The 15,947-nt window shown below is 64.1% G+C and carries 12 protein-coding genes; 3 read left to right on the top strand and 9 right to left on the bottom strand.

Going from position 1 to position 15,947, the window contains the following annotated elements:
* Nucleotides 1-30 precede the first annotated feature (30 nt).
* From ACP16H_RS13150 to ACP16H_RS13120, 7 genes are all read right to left on the bottom strand, one after another.
* The gene (locus ACP16H_RS13150; RefSeq protein WP_425072765.1) at nucleotides 31-1,176 is read right to left on the bottom strand and encodes an iron-containing alcohol dehydrogenase; all 1,146 of its coding nucleotides are present in this window, start codon (nucleotides 1,174-1,176) and stop codon (nucleotides 31-33) included.
* Complete coding sequence (locus ACP16H_RS13145) at nucleotides 1,173-2,555, bottom strand: aldehyde dehydrogenase family protein (RefSeq protein WP_425072764.1); 1,383 nt, start codon at nucleotides 2,553-2,555, stop codon at nucleotides 1,173-1,175. The genes ACP16H_RS13150 and ACP16H_RS13145 overlap by 4 nt, the downstream gene beginning before the upstream one ends.
* Before the next feature lie 22 nt (nucleotides 2,556-2,577).
* Nucleotides 2,578-3,939: a glutamine synthetase family protein gene (locus tag ACP16H_RS13140; protein WP_425072763.1), complete on the bottom strand. Its 1,362-nt coding sequence runs from the start codon at nucleotides 3,937-3,939 to the stop codon at nucleotides 2,578-2,580.
* A 68-nt stretch (nucleotides 3,940-4,007) separates the two neighbouring features.
* Nucleotides 4,008-5,045 carry a TRAP transporter substrate-binding protein gene (locus tag ACP16H_RS13135; protein ID WP_425072762.1) on the bottom strand — a complete coding sequence of 346 codons (1,038 nt, stop codon included), beginning with the start codon at nucleotides 5,043-5,045 and terminating at the stop codon, nucleotides 4,008-4,010.
* A 51-nt stretch (nucleotides 5,046-5,096) separates the two neighbouring features.
* Nucleotides 5,097-6,419: a TRAP transporter large permease gene (locus ACP16H_RS13130; protein WP_425072761.1), complete on the bottom strand. Its 1,323-nt coding sequence runs from the start codon at nucleotides 6,417-6,419 to the stop codon at nucleotides 5,097-5,099.
* Nucleotides 6,419-7,015 (bottom strand): TRAP transporter small permease subunit, encoded by a 597-nt coding sequence (locus ACP16H_RS13125; RefSeq protein ID WP_425072760.1) that lies wholly within the window; start codon nucleotides 7,013-7,015, stop codon nucleotides 6,419-6,421. The genes ACP16H_RS13130 and ACP16H_RS13125 overlap by 1 nt, the downstream gene beginning before the upstream one ends.
* The gene (locus ACP16H_RS13120) at nucleotides 7,008-7,751 is read right to left on the bottom strand and encodes an N-formylglutamate amidohydrolase (RefSeq protein ID WP_425072759.1); all 744 of its coding nucleotides are present in this window, start codon (nucleotides 7,749-7,751) and stop codon (nucleotides 7,008-7,010) included. Before ACP16H_RS13120 ends, ACP16H_RS13125 begins: the two co-directional genes overlap by 8 nt.
* A gap of 140 nt (nucleotides 7,752-7,891) precedes the next feature.
* On the opposite strand from ACP16H_RS13120, the gene ACP16H_RS13115 reads away from it, so the two are divergent.
* Complete coding sequence (locus ACP16H_RS13115) at nucleotides 7,892-8,767, top strand: MurR/RpiR family transcriptional regulator (protein ID WP_425072758.1); 876 nt, start codon at nucleotides 7,892-7,894, stop codon at nucleotides 8,765-8,767.
* Here the strand turns inward: ACP16H_RS13115 and ACP16H_RS13110 are convergent.
* On the bottom strand, nucleotides 8,764-9,594 hold the full coding sequence (locus ACP16H_RS13110; protein ID WP_425072757.1) for a Rossmann-like and DUF2520 domain-containing protein: 831 nt from the start codon (nucleotides 9,592-9,594) through the stop codon (nucleotides 8,764-8,766). The genes ACP16H_RS13115 and ACP16H_RS13110 overlap by 4 nt on opposite strands.
* 204 nt (nucleotides 9,595-9,798) lie before the next feature.
* Between ACP16H_RS13110 and ACP16H_RS13105 the strand changes: the two genes are divergently transcribed.
* Together ACP16H_RS13105 and ACP16H_RS13100 are read left to right on the top strand one after the other, a co-directional pair.
* Nucleotides 9,799-11,292 (top strand): efflux RND transporter periplasmic adaptor subunit, encoded by a 1,494-nt coding sequence (locus tag ACP16H_RS13105; protein WP_425072756.1) that lies wholly within the window; start codon nucleotides 9,799-9,801, stop codon nucleotides 11,290-11,292.
* Nucleotides 11,293-14,667 (top strand): efflux RND transporter permease subunit, encoded by a 3,375-nt coding sequence (locus ACP16H_RS13100; RefSeq protein WP_425072755.1) that lies wholly within the window; start codon nucleotides 11,293-11,295, stop codon nucleotides 14,665-14,667.
* On the opposite strand, the gene ACP16H_RS13095 is transcribed toward ACP16H_RS13100, so the two are convergent.
* Nucleotides 14,625-15,920 carry a glycosyltransferase family 2 protein gene (locus ACP16H_RS13095; protein WP_425072754.1) on the bottom strand — a complete coding sequence of 432 codons (1,296 nt, stop codon included), beginning with the start codon at nucleotides 15,918-15,920 and terminating at the stop codon, nucleotides 14,625-14,627. The genes ACP16H_RS13100 and ACP16H_RS13095 overlap by 43 nt on opposite strands.
* Nucleotides 15,921-15,947 lie beyond the last annotated feature (27 nt).

The raw sequence follows: 15,947 nt of genomic DNA, 5'->3' as shown, positions 1-15,947 counted from the left end.
ACAGGCCGGGCCGAACCAAACATATGCCTCTCAAAGCGCCGTCTTGAACAGCGCCGTCAGATTGTCCTCGGTCAGTTCCACCGGATTGCCGCCACAGGACGGGTCGACAATCGCGCCCTTGACCAGCGCCGGGATGGCCTCCTCGGTCACGCCCAGATCGGACAGCTTGCGCGGGATACCCAGCGAGTCGTTCAGCTCCTGCACAAAGGCCCGGAAACCGTCAAAGCCACCCTCGATCCCCAAATAGGCCGCCGCCATGTCGAAGCGCGCACGGATCGCATCGGCGTTGAAGTCCAGCACCGCGGGCATGCAGACCGCGTTGGTCGTGCCATGATGGGTGTTGAAATGCGCCCCGATCGGGTGGCTCATGGCGTGGATCGCGCCGAGGCCCTTCTGAAACGCCGTCGCCCCCATCATCGCCGCGCTCATCATCTGCGCGCGGGCCTCGATATCCGTGCCATCGGCATAGGCGCGCGGCAGGTAGTCCTTCACCAGCCGCATGCCTTCCAGCGCGATGCCCTGCGACATCGGGTGGTAGAAGGGGCTGGAAAACGCCTCGACACAATGGGCAAAGGCGTCAAGCCCCGTGCCTGCGGTGATGAACTTCGGCATCCCCACGGTCAGCTCCGGGTCGCAGATCACGACCGAAGGCAGTACCTTGGGGTGGAAGATGATCTTCTTCTCATGCGTCTCACTGTTGGTGATGACCGAGGCGCGGCCCACTTCGGACCCGGTCCCGGCGGTGGTCGGCACGGCAACGATGGGCGCAATCGCGCTGGCATCGGCGCGGGTCCACCAGTCGCCGATATCCTCGAAATCCCACAGGGGCCGCGTCTGCCCCGCCATGAAGGCGACCATCTTGCCCAGGTCCAGACCCGAGCCACCGCCAAAGGCGATCACCCCGTCATGGCCCCCGTCGCGGTAGGCCGCGACACCGGCGTCGAGGTTCTTCTCATTCGGGTTCGGATCGACTTCGGCGAACAGCGCGCGGCCAAGGCCCGCCTGTTCGAGGATGTCCAGCGTCTGCACCGTGATCGGCATGTTCGCCAGACCGCGATCCGTGACCAGCAGGGGCCGCGTGATGCCCGCCTGCGCGCAGGCACCGGGCAGTTCGGAAATACGGCCAGCGCCGAACTTGATGGCCGTGGGATAGGACCAGTTCCCTGTCAGGCTCATTTGGTCACCTTCTTCATGTGGTAGGATTTCGGACGTGTCAGGTTGTGGTAGCCGATCACCGACAGGCCACCGCCGCGCCCGGTCTGCTTGCAGCCGGTCCAGCACAGGCCGGGGTCGAGGTAATCGGCGCGGTTCATGAACACCGTGCCCGTCTCGATCCGGCCGCCCACCGCTTGCGCGCGCGCCAGATCGGCGGTCCAGAGCGAGGCGGTCAGGCCGAACTCGCTGTCGTTCATCAGGGCAATCGCCTCCTCGTCATTGGCGACCTTCATGATCCCCACCACGGGGCCAAAGGATTCGTCGCGCATGACCCGCATGTCATGGGTGACATTGGTCAGGATCTGCGGCGTGAGGTAGGCCGCGCCGTCATCCTCGGGGAAGGTGTCGATATGCGCGATGGCCCCCATGTCGATGGCCTCGGCGATCTGGGCGCGGACTTCCTCGGCGAACCGCACGTTGGCCATCGGCCCGATGCTGGTCTCGGCGTCCAGCGGGTTGCCCAGCTTGTAGCCCTTCACGATGGCCACGGCCTTTTCGACAAAGGCGTCGTACAGCGATTCATGCACATAGATCCGCTCGATCCCGCAGCAGCACTGGCCCGAGTTGAACATCGCCCCGTCGATCAGCGTGTCCACGGCGGCGTCGAGGTCGGCGTCCTCCATGACATAGCCCGGGTCCTTGCCGCCCAGTTCCAGCCCCGTGCCGGTAAAGGTCCCCGCCGCCGCGCGTTCGATGGCAGCACCACCGCCGACCGAGCCGGTGAAGTTCACGAAATCGAAGGCCTTGCAGCCGATCAGCTCCGACGTGGTGTCATGCGACAGGAACACGTTCTGGAACACGTCCTCAGGGACGCCCGCACTCACGAACGCGCGCACCATGCGCTCGCCCACCAGCAGGGTCTGCGTCGCGTGCTTCAGCACCACGGTATTGCCCGCGATCAGGGCGGGCGCGACGGTGTTGATCGCCGTCATGTAGGGGTAGTTCCATGGCGCGATCACGAACACCACGCCCAGCGGCACGCGCCGGATGTAGCGCTTGAAGGTCGCGTCCTCGCCCACCTCAATGTTCGCAAGCGCGGTTTCCGCGATCTCGGCCATGTAGCTGGCGCGCTCGTTGAACCCCCTGAATTCCCCGCCATAGCGCACCGGGCGGCCCATCATATGGGCCAGTTCGGGCACGATCTCGTCGTTCATCGCGCCCACGGCGGCGACGCCCGCCATCACCAGGTCGATGCGCTTCTGCAAGGGCCGCGCGGCCCAGTCGGCCTGCGCCACGCGCGCCCGCCGCGCCACGTCGCGGGCGGCATCCAGGGACAGGGTTTCGCGGGTCGCAAACTCCGATCCGTCGATCGGCGAGATGCATTTCAGAACGTGTGTCATGGTATCCTCTGACAATCGGCCCTCAGGCCATTTCAAAGCCGCGCGCGATCTCGTAATCGGTCACGACGCGGTTGTAGTCGTCGATCTCCACCTCGGCGGCGCGGGCGTAGTGGGTAATCACCTCCTCGCCGAAGGCCTCCCTCAGCATGTCGGAGTTCAGCAGCGTCCGCCGCGCATCGCGCAGGGTGCCGGGGATGCGCGCGGCATTGCCCGCATAGGCATCGCCGGTAAAGGCCGGTTCCAGTTCCAGCTTGTCCTCGATCCCCTTCAGGCCCGCCGCCAGCAGCGCCGCCATGGCAAGGTAGGGGTTCAGGTCCGACCCGCCGATGCGGCACTCGATGCGCACGGCCTTGGACCCGTCGCCACACAGGCGGAAGCCCGCGGTGCGGTTGTCGATGGACCAGATCACGCGGGTGGGCGCGAAGGTCCCCGCCACGAACCGCTTGTAGCTGTTGACGTAGGGGGCAAGGAAGTACGTGTAATCCTGCGCGTATTTCAGCAGGCCCGCCACGTAGTGCTTCATCAGCCCGGACATGCCGAGGGCGTCGTCCTTGTCGAAGAACGCCGGGGCATCCCCCTGCCACAGCGACATGTGCACGTGGCTGGACGAGCCAACCTTGTGTTGGTGCCATTTCGCCAAAAAGCTCGCCGCGTGGCCCTGCTGGTGGGCGATCTCCTTGGTCGCGTGCTTGGCGATGGTGTGGAAATCTGCCGTGTCCAGCGCCGGGGCGTATTTGATGTTCAGCTCTTCCTGCCCGGTCTCGGCCTCGCCCTTGGAATTCTCGATGGGCAGGCCCGCCGCGTACAGGTGGTTGCGCAGGGGCCGCATCACATGCTCCTCGCGCGAGGTCAGCATGATGTTGTAATCCTCGTTGTAGCCCGACAGGGTCTCGAGGTCGCGGAACCCGCCCTTACGGATCGCGTCAAAGGACTTTTCGAAGAGGAAGAACTCCAGCTCCGTCGCCATCATCGGGGTAAAGCCCAGCGCCTCGGCCCGCTTCACCTGCTTTTTCAGCATGGCGCGCGGGGTATGCGGCACTTCCTCGTGGGTGTGGTGGTCCAGGATGTCACACAGCACCATCACCGTGCCGTCGAGCCAAGGCATCGGGCGCAGCGTGGTCAGGTCAGGCTTCATCACGTAGTCGCCATAGCCCTTCTCCCACGAGGTCGAGGCATACCCTTCGGGCGTGGCCATCGAGAGGTCCGTGGCGAAGAGGTAGTTGCAGCAGTGGGTTTCCTCCCACGCGCTGTCGACGAAATGCTGGGCGTGGAATCGCTTGCCCATCAGGCGACCCTGCATGTCGATGGCGCACACCAGAACGGTGTCGACGGTGCCTTCGCTCACCTGCTGTTTCAGGGCGTCAAAGGTAAGGGGGCCGGGCATTTCAGTGTCCTTTCAGATACAAGGGACCCCGGCGCAAAGGCTGCGCCGGGGCATGGTTCGGCGCGATATTAGCTGTAACGGTAGGGACGACCAGCCTTGGCCATGTCCGCGTTGTACTTCTTGAAGATTTCCACGACCTTCGCCTTGGTCTCGGACTCGGCGGCGATCTCGTCCCAGAACTTGTGGGCCGCATCCTCGACCTGCTGCCATTCCGCATCGGGGATCGAGGTCAGCTGCATCTTGGTCCCGTCGACACGCAGCGACGCCTCGCCGCCCCAGTACCACCACTGGCGGTAGTAGTGCGACTGCTCCATGCAGGTCTTCAGCAGCAGCTTCAGATCCTCGGGCAGTTCCTCGTACCGGCCCATGTTGGCAAAGAAATGCCCGATCCACGCGCCGGAAATGTTGTTGGTGAGGAAGTAGTTGGTCACATCCGCCCAACCCACGGTGTAATCCTCGGTGATGCCCGACCACGCAATGCCGTCCAACTCGCCGGTCTGCACCGCGACCTCGATGTCTTCCCACGGCAGGGTCACCGGAACCACGCCGAACTGGCTCAGGAAACGGCCCGCCGTCGGGAAGGTGAACACCCGCTTGCCCTGAAGGTCGGCCAGCGAGTTGATCGGGTCCTTGGTGGCAAAGTGGCAGGGGTCCCAGGACCCGGCGCTGATGTGCTTGACGCCGACCTTGGCGTATTCCTCGGCCCAGATCTCGTTCAGGCCGTACTGGTTGAACAGCACCGGCACGTCCAGCGAGTAGCGCGAGGCGAAGGGGAAGTAGCCGCCGAACACGGTGACTTCGGTCGGCGAGGCCATGGAGTCGTCATCCGACTGCACCGCGTCGATGGTGCCGCGCTGCATGGCGCGGAACAATTCGCCCGTGGGGACCAGCTGGTCGGCATAGTACAGCTCGATCTGCATGCGGTCGCCCGCGATGGCGTTGAAGGTGTCGATGGCGGGCTTCACCACGTGCTCGGCCAGCGCCGCGCCCGCGTAGGTCTGCATGCGCCATGTGATGGTGGACTGCGCCAGCGCCGGGGCGGCCAGCGGGGCGGCAGCCATGCCGACGCCGGCGGTCTTCAGGAACTTTCTGCGTGAGGTCGTCATATCTTCTCTCCTTGTTGAATGGGGCGGCCCCTGTCACGAGGCTCTTCAGGGTTATTTTCCGTAGACGTAATCCGGCAGCCAAAGCGCGATCTGCGGGAAGGCCATGACCAGCGCCAGCGCCACCACCATCACCAGCGCAAAGGGCACGATGGAGCGGTAGATATCCGTCAACGAGATCTGCGGCGGTGCCATGGCGCGCATCAGGAACAGGTTATAGCCAAAGGGCGGCGTCATATAGGCGATCTGTGTTGTGATCGTATACAGCACCCCGTACCAGATCAGGTCGAACCCCAGTTCCCCCACCAGCGGCACATACAGCGGCGCGACGATCACCAGCATGGCGGTATCGTCGAGGAACGTCCCCATGATGATGAAGCTCAGCTGCATCAGGATCAGGATCATCCAGGGGGACAGGCCCAGCTGCTCGGTAAACAGGTTCTCGATCGCGCGCACGGCGCCGAGGCCGTCAAAGATCGCGCCAAAGCCCAGCGCCGCGAGGATGATCCACATGAACATGCAGGAAATCGCCAGCGTGTTGCGCACCGAGTTCTCGAACACCTCGCGCGTCATGCGCCGCTTCAGCACCGCCGCGACAAAGGCCGCCATGGCCCCGATGGCAGAGCTTTCGACCAGCGAGGTCCAGCCTTTGACAAAGGGGAACATCATCACGAAGAAGATCACCAGCGGCAGGGCCCCCGCGCGCAGCAGACGCAACTTCTCGGCGCGGGGAATGTCGCGTTCCTCCGGGGGCAGCGGCGGGCCGAGTTTCGGGTCCAGTCGGCAGCGCACGTAGATATACAGGATGAACATCGCGGCCATCATCAGGCCCGGGATCACTCCCGCCAGCCACAACTGCCCCACCGGCTGCCGCGCGATCATCGCGTAAAGCACCAGCACGACCGAGGGCGGCACGAGGATGCCCAAGCTTGACCCCGCCTGGATCACCCCGGTCACCATGATCTTGTCATAGCCGCGCCGCAGCAGTTCCGGCAGCGCGATGGTCGCGCCGATCGCCATGCCCGCGACCGACAAGCCGTTCATGGCGGAAATCAGTACCATCAGGCCAATCGTGCCAATCGCCAGACCGCCCCGCACCGGCCCCATCCAGACGTGGAACATCTTGTACAGATCGTCGGCGATCTTCGATTCCGACAGCACGTAGCCCATGAAGATGAACATCGGCAGCGTCAGCAGCGGATACCACTTCATCAGCTTCATCGCGGCGGCAAAGGGCACGTCCACGCCGCCCGTCCCCCACAGCAGCAGACCCGCCAGCGCCCCCACGAAGCCGATGGCCCCGAACACCCTCTGCCCGGTCATGAGCATCAGCATCATGCCCGCGAACATCACCACGGCGATCATTTCATAGGACATCAGAGGTCTACCCCGCGAATGCGGCCGATGTCCTTGATCAACTCGGCAAGTGTCTGGAGAAGCATCAGGAAGATGCCGAAGGCGAGGACAAGCTTCACCGGCCACAGGAAGGGCCGCCATGCGGTCGACGAGCGTTCAAGGTAGCCCAGCTTCTCGCCCGCCGCCTCGAACCCGCCGGTGAACAGCGCGCCGAAGAACTCGGCAAAATACTCCAGCGGCTGCATCCCGAAGTAGCCCATGGCGTAGGCCAGCGACCCCAGCGCGCCGTACATCAGCACGCCGAGGTAGAACATTAGGAACAGCACGGTGAAGGCATCCACCCAGGCCTTCGTCCTGTAGGACCAGTTGCCGTAGAACAGGTCCATGCGCACGTTCGAACCCAGCTGGATCGAGTACGGCCCGCCGAGGATGTAATAGGCAACCATCACGAACTGCGCGGTCTCCAGCGTCCAGAGCGACGGCAGGAAGGCGACCTTGGAAATCGACGACCACATCAGCACGCCGATGAGGACAAAGATCAGATACATGGCCATGCGCCCGATCACGCGGTTCATCGCCTCGATCGCGCGGACGAAGGAAATCAGCGCCTTAGGCATCCATAGCCTCCAGCGCGGGGGAGAGCATCGCCAGCAGCTCGGCAGCGACGGTCTGGATGTCCTCGGGGGTCGTCAGCAGGTCGTTGCGCACCTCGATCATCACGTTGGGCAGACCGCGCGACAGGGCGTGCAGCTTCAGCGAATGGGTCACGCCATCCTCCGGCCCGTAAGGGCGATTGCGGTGCACCGCCCTGCCCTGCGGCGCGCGCGTCAGCATGGCGTCCGCCAGCCGTGAATCCGTGTCGTGCAGGATGCCGATCTCGGTCTCGCGCGGGGTGCCATGCCAGAGCGGCGTGAAACTGTGCACCGTCACCAGGGCGCGCGCCTGCGCCACCTGCGCGTCGACGGCGGCACAAAACGGCACATAGACCGCCTCGGTCCGCTCCGCCCGCTCTGCCGCGTCCAGCCCCGCATTGCCGGGAATGTCAAAGACCTCCGACCGCGCGGGCATGGCCGTCTCGGACTCTGGCGGACGGTTGCAGTCGTAGACCAGCCGCGACACCCGCCCCGCCACCAGCGGCGAATCGAGCGCCGCCGACAGCACCACCGCCAGATCGCGCGCGCCCGGGTCCCAGGCGGCGTGGCTGACGCGCACCTCTTCGGACAGGCCAAGCCCCTCGTAGCGTTCCGGCATCGCGTTCGACGCGTGTTCGCACAGTATCAGGACACCGCCCTGCCCCTGTGCATTCACCACTTCGACCGCCTGATCCAGGTCTTCGCGCGGACCGTCAGACATTCATTTCTCCCCGTTCTGTAAAAAACTCTCCACATCCACCCCTGTTGTGTCAATATCTCTTCAAGGGGGTATCGGTGATTTCCCGTTGCCGATAGGAAACCCCTGCCCAAGAGCTGTGCAGAGGACCGCAGGGAGCGCGCATGACCCAACCTACCCCTACCGTCCGCGAGCTGATCCGCGAGGGTTACGCCGCCCTGACCGCCTCGGAACGCAAGGTCGCCAATGCCCTGCTGGAGAACTACCCGGCGGCCGGCCTCGCCTCGATCACCATCGTGGCCGAACAGGCGGGCGTCAGCACGCCGACCATCGCGCGGATGGTGCAGAAGCTGGGGTTCAAGGGCTTTCCGCAGTTCCATCAGGCGCTGCGGCAGGAGTTGCAGGCGCAGGTCTCCGGGCCGACCGAACGCCGCGCCAACTGGGCGTCAGAGGCGCCCGAGGGTCACCTGCTGAACCGCTTTGCACAGGCCGTGACGCAGAACATCCAGACGACCTTTTCCAACGTCTCATCGGACAGCTTCGACGCCGCCGCGCATTTGCTGGCCGACACGGAACACACGCTCTACATCGTCGGCGGGCGCATCACCCATGCGCTGGCCGACTACGCCTTTACCCATCTTCAGGCGGTGCGCCCGCGCGTCATCCACCTGACGTCCTCCTCCGCCACATGGCCGCATTACATGCTCGACATGGCCGAGGGCGACACCCTCTTGATGTTCGACATCCGCCGCTACGAATCCAGCCTGCTGCGGCTGGCGCAGATGGCGCGCGACAAGGGTGTGAACGTGATCCTCATCACCGACCAGTGGTCCAGCCCCATCGCCGAGGTCGCCACGCGCAGCTTCAACTGCTGGGTGGAAATCCCCTCGGCCTGGGATTCGAACATCTCCACCATGATGCTGCTCGAGGCGCTCATCGCCGCCGCGCAGGAGGAGGCATGGCCGGTCACCCGCGAACGGTTCGAAAAGCTCGACGGCCTGTTCGAGGAAACCCGCCTGTTCCGCAAACCGGGCAGCTAGGGCCGCGTCATGCCGGTTGCCTTCAGCCGCACCGCAAGCGCGCTCAGCGCCTCGTAAAGCGCCCCCGCCTCCGGATGCCAGGCTGCCACCTCGGCCTGCTGCTTCTCCATCACTTCCCGATCGCCCCGCGCCGCCGGGCCGGTCAGCGCCGCCGCGGGCCCCAACTGCGCAACCGCCTCTGCCGTGCCGTCCAGCAACGTGGAACCCAGCCGATCCGCGATCTCCGGTGAGACGCCCGCAGCCTCCCAAGCCTCGCGCGCGACGGCCTGCATGACCGTGGTGAAGTTGTTGGAGAACACCGCCGCCGCATGATACAGCGCCTTCTGCGCAGTATCGACGACGAAAGGCGTCGCCTCCAACAGGCGCACCAGGTCCGACACGACAGCCACCGCCCCTTCATCGCCCTCTACCGCGCAACAGATGCGGGGGAACATGCGCGCCGCGATCACCGGGTCGGCGAAGCTCAGGACAGGGTGACAGCTGGCGATGGCCCAGCCCTCTGAGCGCAACGGCGCCAGAACTTCGGAAGACAGGAAGCCGCTGCAGTGAACGGCAACCGCGCCCTCTGTCGGGACGACCGTTTCGGCCAATCCCTGTGCCACATCGGCAATGGCATCATCCGGCACCGAAAGTATCCAGACGTCGGCGGCGCGCATGTCCGCCAGGTCATGGACAGCCCTGCCCACGCCCGTCTGAGCGACCGCCCTATCGACGTTTTCGGGTGTACGAGCCAGCACGTCGATGACCTCGACATGTTGGCTTGCCCCAAAGAGCATCATCAAGGTCCGACCGACCTTGCCTGTTCCGATGATGTTGACCCTGACCATACTGCCTCCAGCCACCCAAGCAGGACACTCTGTCACCCGGTCGTCAAGAGGTCACGTCAGACGTGCATGTCCCGCAGCAACCTGAGGCAGAACGTCGCGCCAGAGCGGACTTTGACATAGTCCATTGTTTGAATGTCTGTAAAGACGCACCGTCGGTTTGACCAAATGCGGCGCGCGCGCCGTCACAGGAATGGAGAACCGGGCATGGCGACCTTGGTGCGGGCCGGAGTGGGCCTTTTGCTGGCAGGAACGACTGCGGCTTTGCTGACGACGGCTGGAGGCATCACGTACACCGCATGGCGCGATGGCGGCACCGCCGGGGCGGCTGCGAAGACGCCAAAGGTCAAGGCCTACACGGTCGAGGTCGATACATTGACAGCGGCGTCCGTTACGCCGCGCATCGAGGTCTATGGACACACCACCAGCGGTCAGGTGCTGGAGTTGCGCGCGGCCCTTGCGGGGCAAATCGTGGAGCTTTCTCCCGTGATGCGCGACGGCGGCATGGTGGCCGCAGGCGACCTGCTGTATCGCATCGACCCGGCGCGGTTCGAAACCGCTTTGGCGATGGCCGAAATCGACGTTGCACAGGCGAAAGCCGGGGTGACCGAAGCCGCGTCGGCGCTGGAACTGGCCCGGTTGGAGGCCTCTGCCGCCGAGGATCAGCTGGCGATCCGTGACCAGTCTTTGGCGCGACAGAAAGGGTTGAAGGACCGCGGCGTAGCGACCGAGGCAGATGTGGAAGGCGCTGTACTCGCGCGGGCCGCGGCACAGCAAACGCTTGTGAACCGTCGACAGGTGGTGGCGGGTGCCGAAGCGAGGCTGGCCCAGTCCGACATCACTCTGGCGCGCAGCCTCATTCAGCGCGATGACGCGACGAAGGCTCTGGAGGACACCAAGATCACAGCGCCCTTTGCCGGGGTTCTGGCCTCTGTAACAGTAGTGCAAGGGCGGCTGGTGACGGCAAACGAGCAATTGGCCATTCTGCTAGATCCCACCGACATGGAGGTCGTCTTTCGCGTGACACCGACGCAATATGCGCGGCTGTTGAATGGTGCCGGGGACCTGCGCAAGACCGAAGCCGTGATTGGCATCCAGCAGGGACGCAAAGTGATAGAGGCCTCGGCCACCTTGGACCGTGTTGGCGCCGAGACCGACGCGACGACAGTCGGGCGGCTGGTCTACGCCAAGATGGTCGAGGCAGATCCCACTGTGGTCCGTCCGGGGGATTTCGTCACGGTCAGCATTCCCGAACGGCCGATGGACGGCGTGGCGGAGATTCCCGCCTCGGCGCTTACGGCGGATGGGCGGTTGTTGGTGCTCGATGACCAGAACCGTTTGGAGGAGGTGCAGGCAAGCATGCTGCGACGACAGGGTGATCGGGTCATTGTGGGCGACGTCCCCTTTGGGGCGTCATACGTCACCGCCCGGGCGGTGCAGCTGAACGCCGGGATCACGGTCACGCCGATAAGCGCCACCGAGGCTGAGGCTCGCGCAGTCGCTGCTCTGCCAGAGGTTGCCGCAGAACCGGACGGTGTCGAGATTGATGACACGAAACGCGCCGCAATCATCGCCTTCATCGAAGGCTCGGAGCAAATGAAGCCGGAGATGCGCGAGAAGTTCCTCGAGGAAATGCGCCGCCCGCTGGTGCCCGCCGCCACGGTCGAGAAGTTCGAAGCCAAGATGGCGGAGGGCCAGTAAATGCGCAGCGAGAAGACCGGCGGCGTCCTCGGCTATTTCACCACGCATCGCACGGCGGCCAGTTTCGTGATGGTGCTGATGCTGATCCTTGGCTTTGCCGCGACGACCAAGATCAGATCACAGTTTTCTCCGGACGTGGTCATCAACACTGTCACGGTCAGCGTCAAGTGGAACGGCGCCGGACCGGAGGAGATGGACAGCGCCGTGGTCGCCTTGCTGGAACCAGCATTGCAGAGCGTCGAAGGAGTGGCGACTTCAACCGCCGTGAGCAAGGAAGACGCCACCACCATCACCCTGACGCTGGAACCCGGCTGGGACATGGCGCGCGCCACCGAGGATGTCAAAAGCGCGGTCGAAAGCGTGCGCACCCTGCCCGAGGGCACCGAGGAACCGGTCGTCCGGCGTGGCGTCTGGCGCGACAAGGTGACGGATGTCGTTATTCACGGCCCGGCTGCGCCCGACGAGATCGCCCGGATCGGCGACGACTTCGTCGCCCGGCTCTTCCGCGCCGGTATCACGCGCACGACAGTTACAGGCATAGCCGCACCGCAGATCGAGATCACTGTCCCAGAAGCCTCCCGGGTCCGTCACGACGTGGCCCTGAAGGATATTGCGTTGGCCGTCGCACGCGAGGTCGACACGAGCCCGGCCGGAGATGTCGCCGGAGCCAATGCCCGCCTGCGCGCCGGGGTGGAAACCCGCGAAGCCGACGCCATCCGGGATATCACGGTGAAGGTGAACCCGGACGGTTCGAAATTGTACGTGCGCAACCTCGGCACCGTCAGCGTGACGCGCAGCGATGCCGGACAGGCCTACTACATGGGTGGCGAACCGGCGGTATTGATCCGCGTGGACCGCACCGCCGAAGGCGATGCCATCGGGATGGAGGCGGAGGTTCGCGCACTCGCCTCCGCCATGGAGACCGAGCTGCCGGAAGGGGTGCAGATCACCCTGATCAACGCTCGTGCCCAAGACATCACCGACCGTCTGAACATCCTCATGTCCAATGGATTCTCCGGCCTGATCCTCGTGCTTGTGGTCCTGTTTCTTTTCCTGTCGGCCCGCACGGCGTTCTGGGTGGCCATGGGTATCCCTGTCTCGATGCTGGCCGCCGTGGGCGTGATGTATCTCGCAGGATACACAGTCAACATGATGTCGCTTTTTGCACTTATCATCACGCTTGGGATCGTTGTGGACGATGCTATCGTGGTGGCGGAGCACGCGGACTATCGGCACCGGACCATGGGCGAAAGCGCCGACGTGGCACCGGTTTCTGCCGTGCGCAAGATGCTGGGGCCGGTGTTCAGTTCGACCATCACGACCGTGCTTGCCTTCATCGCGCTTCTTTTGATCGGCGGCGAGTTCGGCTCGCTTGTCGGTGACATTCCCGTGGTGGTGACAGCCGTTCTGGCAGCCTCGCTGATCGAGAGTTTTCTGATCCTGCCGAACCACATGCGACACGCCTTGCATGCAGGCGCTCGGGAGGCCTGGTACGACTGGCCATCCCGGCAGTTCAACCGTGGCTTTGCCTGGATGGTGCAGACGGTGTTTCGACCGCTCATGACCTGGGTCATCCGGCTACGCTACCCCGTGGTGGCGGCAATGCTGCTGCTTTTGGCCCTCGCCGCGGAAAAAGCCATCACGGGAGAGGTCCCCTGGGCATTTTACACGGCACCCGAACGCGCCTCCGTCACCGGCAACTTTGCCTTTCTACCGGGCCATAGACGCAGCGATGCCCTGGCCATGGCGCAGGAACTGGAACGCGCGGTCGCGGAAGTGGCCCGACAGATCAAGACCGACACGGGTATCTATCCTGTTGTTCATGTGCTGACACAGGTCGGCGGCACCGCCGCCAAGGGCATCCCGGGCGAAGAGACGATGGACCCAGACACCCTTGGATCAATCGACATCGGGCTGGTTGGCGCCGATCTGCGGGATTTCTCGGCGCAAGATTTCGTCCGCTACCTCAATGCCGAGATTGACCGGCCAGCCGGGATCGCGGTGCTCAGTTTTCGCACGCAAGGCATGGGGCCGTCGGGCGACTCGCTGGCGGTGAATTTCTATGGGACCGACAGCAGAGCGCTCAAGGCTGCGGCCACTGACCTGACGAACGCACTGGGCGCTTACCCCGAGGTGACAGGCCTTCAGGACAGTCTCCCCTGGGGCAAAGACGACATGGTGCTGCAACTGACTCCGCAAGGCGAGGCGCTGGGCTTTACAACAGCAGCGATCGGGGCGGAGCTCTTTGGTCGGCTGAATGGCATCACGGCAGTGGAATTCCCGGCAGGCACGCGCACCACTGCGGTCACTGTGCAACTGCCCGAAGGGGAACTGCACGCAGATTTCCTGGACACCACCCTGATGCGCACGCCGTCCGGAGACTGGGTGCCTCTTGGCGAGATCGTCCACATAGACAGTACCGGTGCCTTCTCGACCGTCACTCGCGAGAACGGTCGCAGGCTGGTTAGCGTCACCGGCGCACTATCCGAGGACGACCCTGTCCGTGCCGCGGAGATCGCGGCCCAAATGCGTGACGAGATCCTTCCTGCCATCGCCAGTCGCCACAACGTGTCATGGGACCTCGGCGGGCTGGCGCTGCAGCAGGATGACTTCTTCGATGACGTCATGGGCGGCGTGATGCTGTGCATCCTCGGTATATACATGGTCCTGGCCTGGGTTTTCGGCAGCTGGCTGAAGCCGTTGATCGTGATGGCCGTCATTCCGTTTGGCCTGATCGGCACGATCTGGGGCCATGCCCATTTCGGTCTTGCCATGTCGCTGTTCACCATCATCGGACTCATTGGCATGTCCGGCATCATCATCAATGATGCAATCGTTCTGGTGACCACTGTGCGCGACCATGCAAAGCGTCTGCCGATCGTTCAGGCCGTCGTACAGGGGACCAGCGATCGCCTGCGCCCGATCCTGCTGACGACCTTGACGACAGTGCTGGGCCTTGCGCCACTGATGTACGAGGAAAGCCGCCAGTCGCTGTTTCTGAAGCCAACCGTGGTCACCTTGGTCTACGGATTGTCGGTCGGTTTTTTTGTCGTGCTGTTCCTGGTGCCGTCCCTTCTGGTCATCCAGTCAGATGCGAGTCACGCTTTGGGCAGCTTGCGGCGGGCGCTGGGCGGAAGAAGAATGCCATTTGCAATTCGGACCGCCACCGCAGTGGCGCTGGCCACAATCGTCCTGACCGAGCTCGGGCTGCTTTGGGTCTGGCTTGCCACCGGTCAACTGCCTGCCCTCTTGACCCAAACCCTTCCCGGCTGGCCGATGCCCATCGCCGTGCTGTTGTCGATGCTTGCGGCGTCGATCGTGGTTGCGGGGATTTACGCCACCGCCATCGCATTAGGTTCCAAACGTGCAGCCTGATCCGACCGTTCCCGCGGCGGTTGGGGCAGATCGTCCCTTCCGTCCGTCAGCGAGACGCTGACCCAATCCGGAACCAACCAGAGCGCCCAATGAGCCTCCGGACCTTCTGCAGTGATCGCCAGTTCGTGCTGTGCCGCGAGTGACGTGAGTTTAGCCGCGAAAGGTGCGACCGGTGTCGTCCAGACGCCGTCAGGCTCTGGCACCTGCGGGAAACTTATGGTCGCACCGCCCGCCGGCCCATGCCCCAGCGTCAGCGCAAGCGGCGTCCGGGGCGCAGATGTCGCGCTGCGCCGTGCAAGGCGCTCTTTCAGGCTGCGCGCCAGTTCAAGACCCAACGCGGGCCGCCGCAGCACCTCGGACAACGCCCTGCCGGGATTGCGCGCCTTCACATCCGCGACGAGCTGTTCGAATGCAAGCTTGTGTCGCAATGCCTTTGCCCGGCTTTGGAAGGCTGCGACCAATTCGGGGGCGCAGTCTTTCTCCATGACCGACTGCGCGTCGATCATCCGCTGCACGGCATCGACGCTCAAACGGTGTGAGAGCGAGGCGGAGTGACGGCGATAGAGATACATCGGATCGGGCAAGGCAACAGCCTTCCCCGCGCGCGCCAGCACCTTGAGATAGAAGTCGAAATCTTCGGCGACAGGAAGGCTTTCGTCGTAGCGCAGGTCATCAATCAGGTCGCGGGCGATCAAGGGTTTCAGGTAGCCGAACGGCGGAAGTGCGCTACCGGGAATGTCGGACACCACGAGATCATTGGCGGTAAACCAATGCGGCGCGGTCAGGTTCAGACTTTGAAGCAGCGTCCGGCCGGCCCCATCCGGCGCCGTGGAGAAGAATACCATGTCGTCGGCGATCATCTGCGCTGACAGCCGCCCCGCAGCAATCAGCAACCGCCGAAAGCGATCCGGATGGAGGATATCGTCGCTGTCCACGACGCCGATCCAGTCCCCTCGTGCGATATCCAGACAGCGATTGCGGGCGGCAGCTGCACCGCCATTGGTCCGCGCCTCGAGCAGGATCACACGAGCGTCGCGTGCCTGCCATGCCTTTATGATGTCGACGGAGCCATCGCCAGATGCATCGTCTGCCACCAGCAACTCCAGATCGGCCTCGGTCTGCCCAAGAACCGAGCCAATGGCCGCATCAAGAAAGGCTGCGCCACGATAGTTGGCCATGATTACGGAGATCGTCATCGGTTCGCCCTTCCATAGACCAATCGAATCGAAACAGCCTTTTTGCGTGTGCGGCAAGCCTCGCTCACCCCCAAGCCCTGCGCA

The sequence above is a fragment of the Sagittula sp. S175 genome, assembly GCF_049800975.1.
GTDB lineage: Bacteria > Pseudomonadota > Alphaproteobacteria > Rhodobacterales > Rhodobacteraceae > Sagittula.
The sequence above is the reverse complement of the archived record's forward strand: the minus strand, read 5'-3'. Positions and strand labels throughout refer to the sequence as shown.

Bases quoted from the DNA above. Each gene is read 5' to 3' on its own strand.
- ACP16H_RS13150 (WP_425072765.1), bottom strand. From the start codon at position 1,176: ATGAGCCTGACAGGGAACTGGTCCTATCCCACGGCCATCAAGTTCGGC.
- ACP16H_RS13145 (WP_425072764.1), bottom strand. From the start codon at position 2,555: ATGACACACGTTCTGAAATGCATCTCGCCGATCGACGGATCGGAGTTT.
- ACP16H_RS13140 (WP_425072763.1), bottom strand. From the start codon at position 3,939: ATGCCCGGCCCCCTTACCTTTGACGCCCTGAAACAGCAGGTGAGCGAA.
- ACP16H_RS13135 (WP_425072762.1), bottom strand. From the start codon at position 5,045: ATGACGACCTCACGCAGAAAGTTCCTGAAGACCGCCGGCGTCGGCATG.
- ACP16H_RS13130 (WP_425072761.1), bottom strand. From the start codon at position 6,419: ATGTCCTATGAAATGATCGCCGTGGTGATGTTCGCGGGCATGATGCTG.
- ACP16H_RS13125 (WP_425072760.1), bottom strand. From the start codon at position 7,015: ATGCCTAAGGCGCTGATTTCCTTCGTCCGCGCGATCGAGGCGATGAAC.
- ACP16H_RS13120 (WP_425072759.1), bottom strand. From the start codon at position 7,751: ATGTCTGACGGTCCGCGCGAAGACCTGGATCAGGCGGTCGAAGTGGTG.
- ACP16H_RS13115 (WP_425072758.1), top strand. From the start codon at position 7,892: ATGACCCAACCTACCCCTACCGTCCGCGAGCTGATCCGCGAGGGTTAC.
- ACP16H_RS13110 (WP_425072757.1), bottom strand. From the start codon at position 9,594: ATGGTCAGGGTCAACATCATCGGAACAGGCAAGGTCGGTCGGACCTTG.
- ACP16H_RS13105 (WP_425072756.1), top strand. From the start codon at position 9,799: ATGGCGACCTTGGTGCGGGCCGGAGTGGGCCTTTTGCTGGCAGGAACG.
- ACP16H_RS13100 (WP_425072755.1), top strand. From the start codon at position 11,293: ATGCGCAGCGAGAAGACCGGCGGCGTCCTCGGCTATTTCACCACGCAT.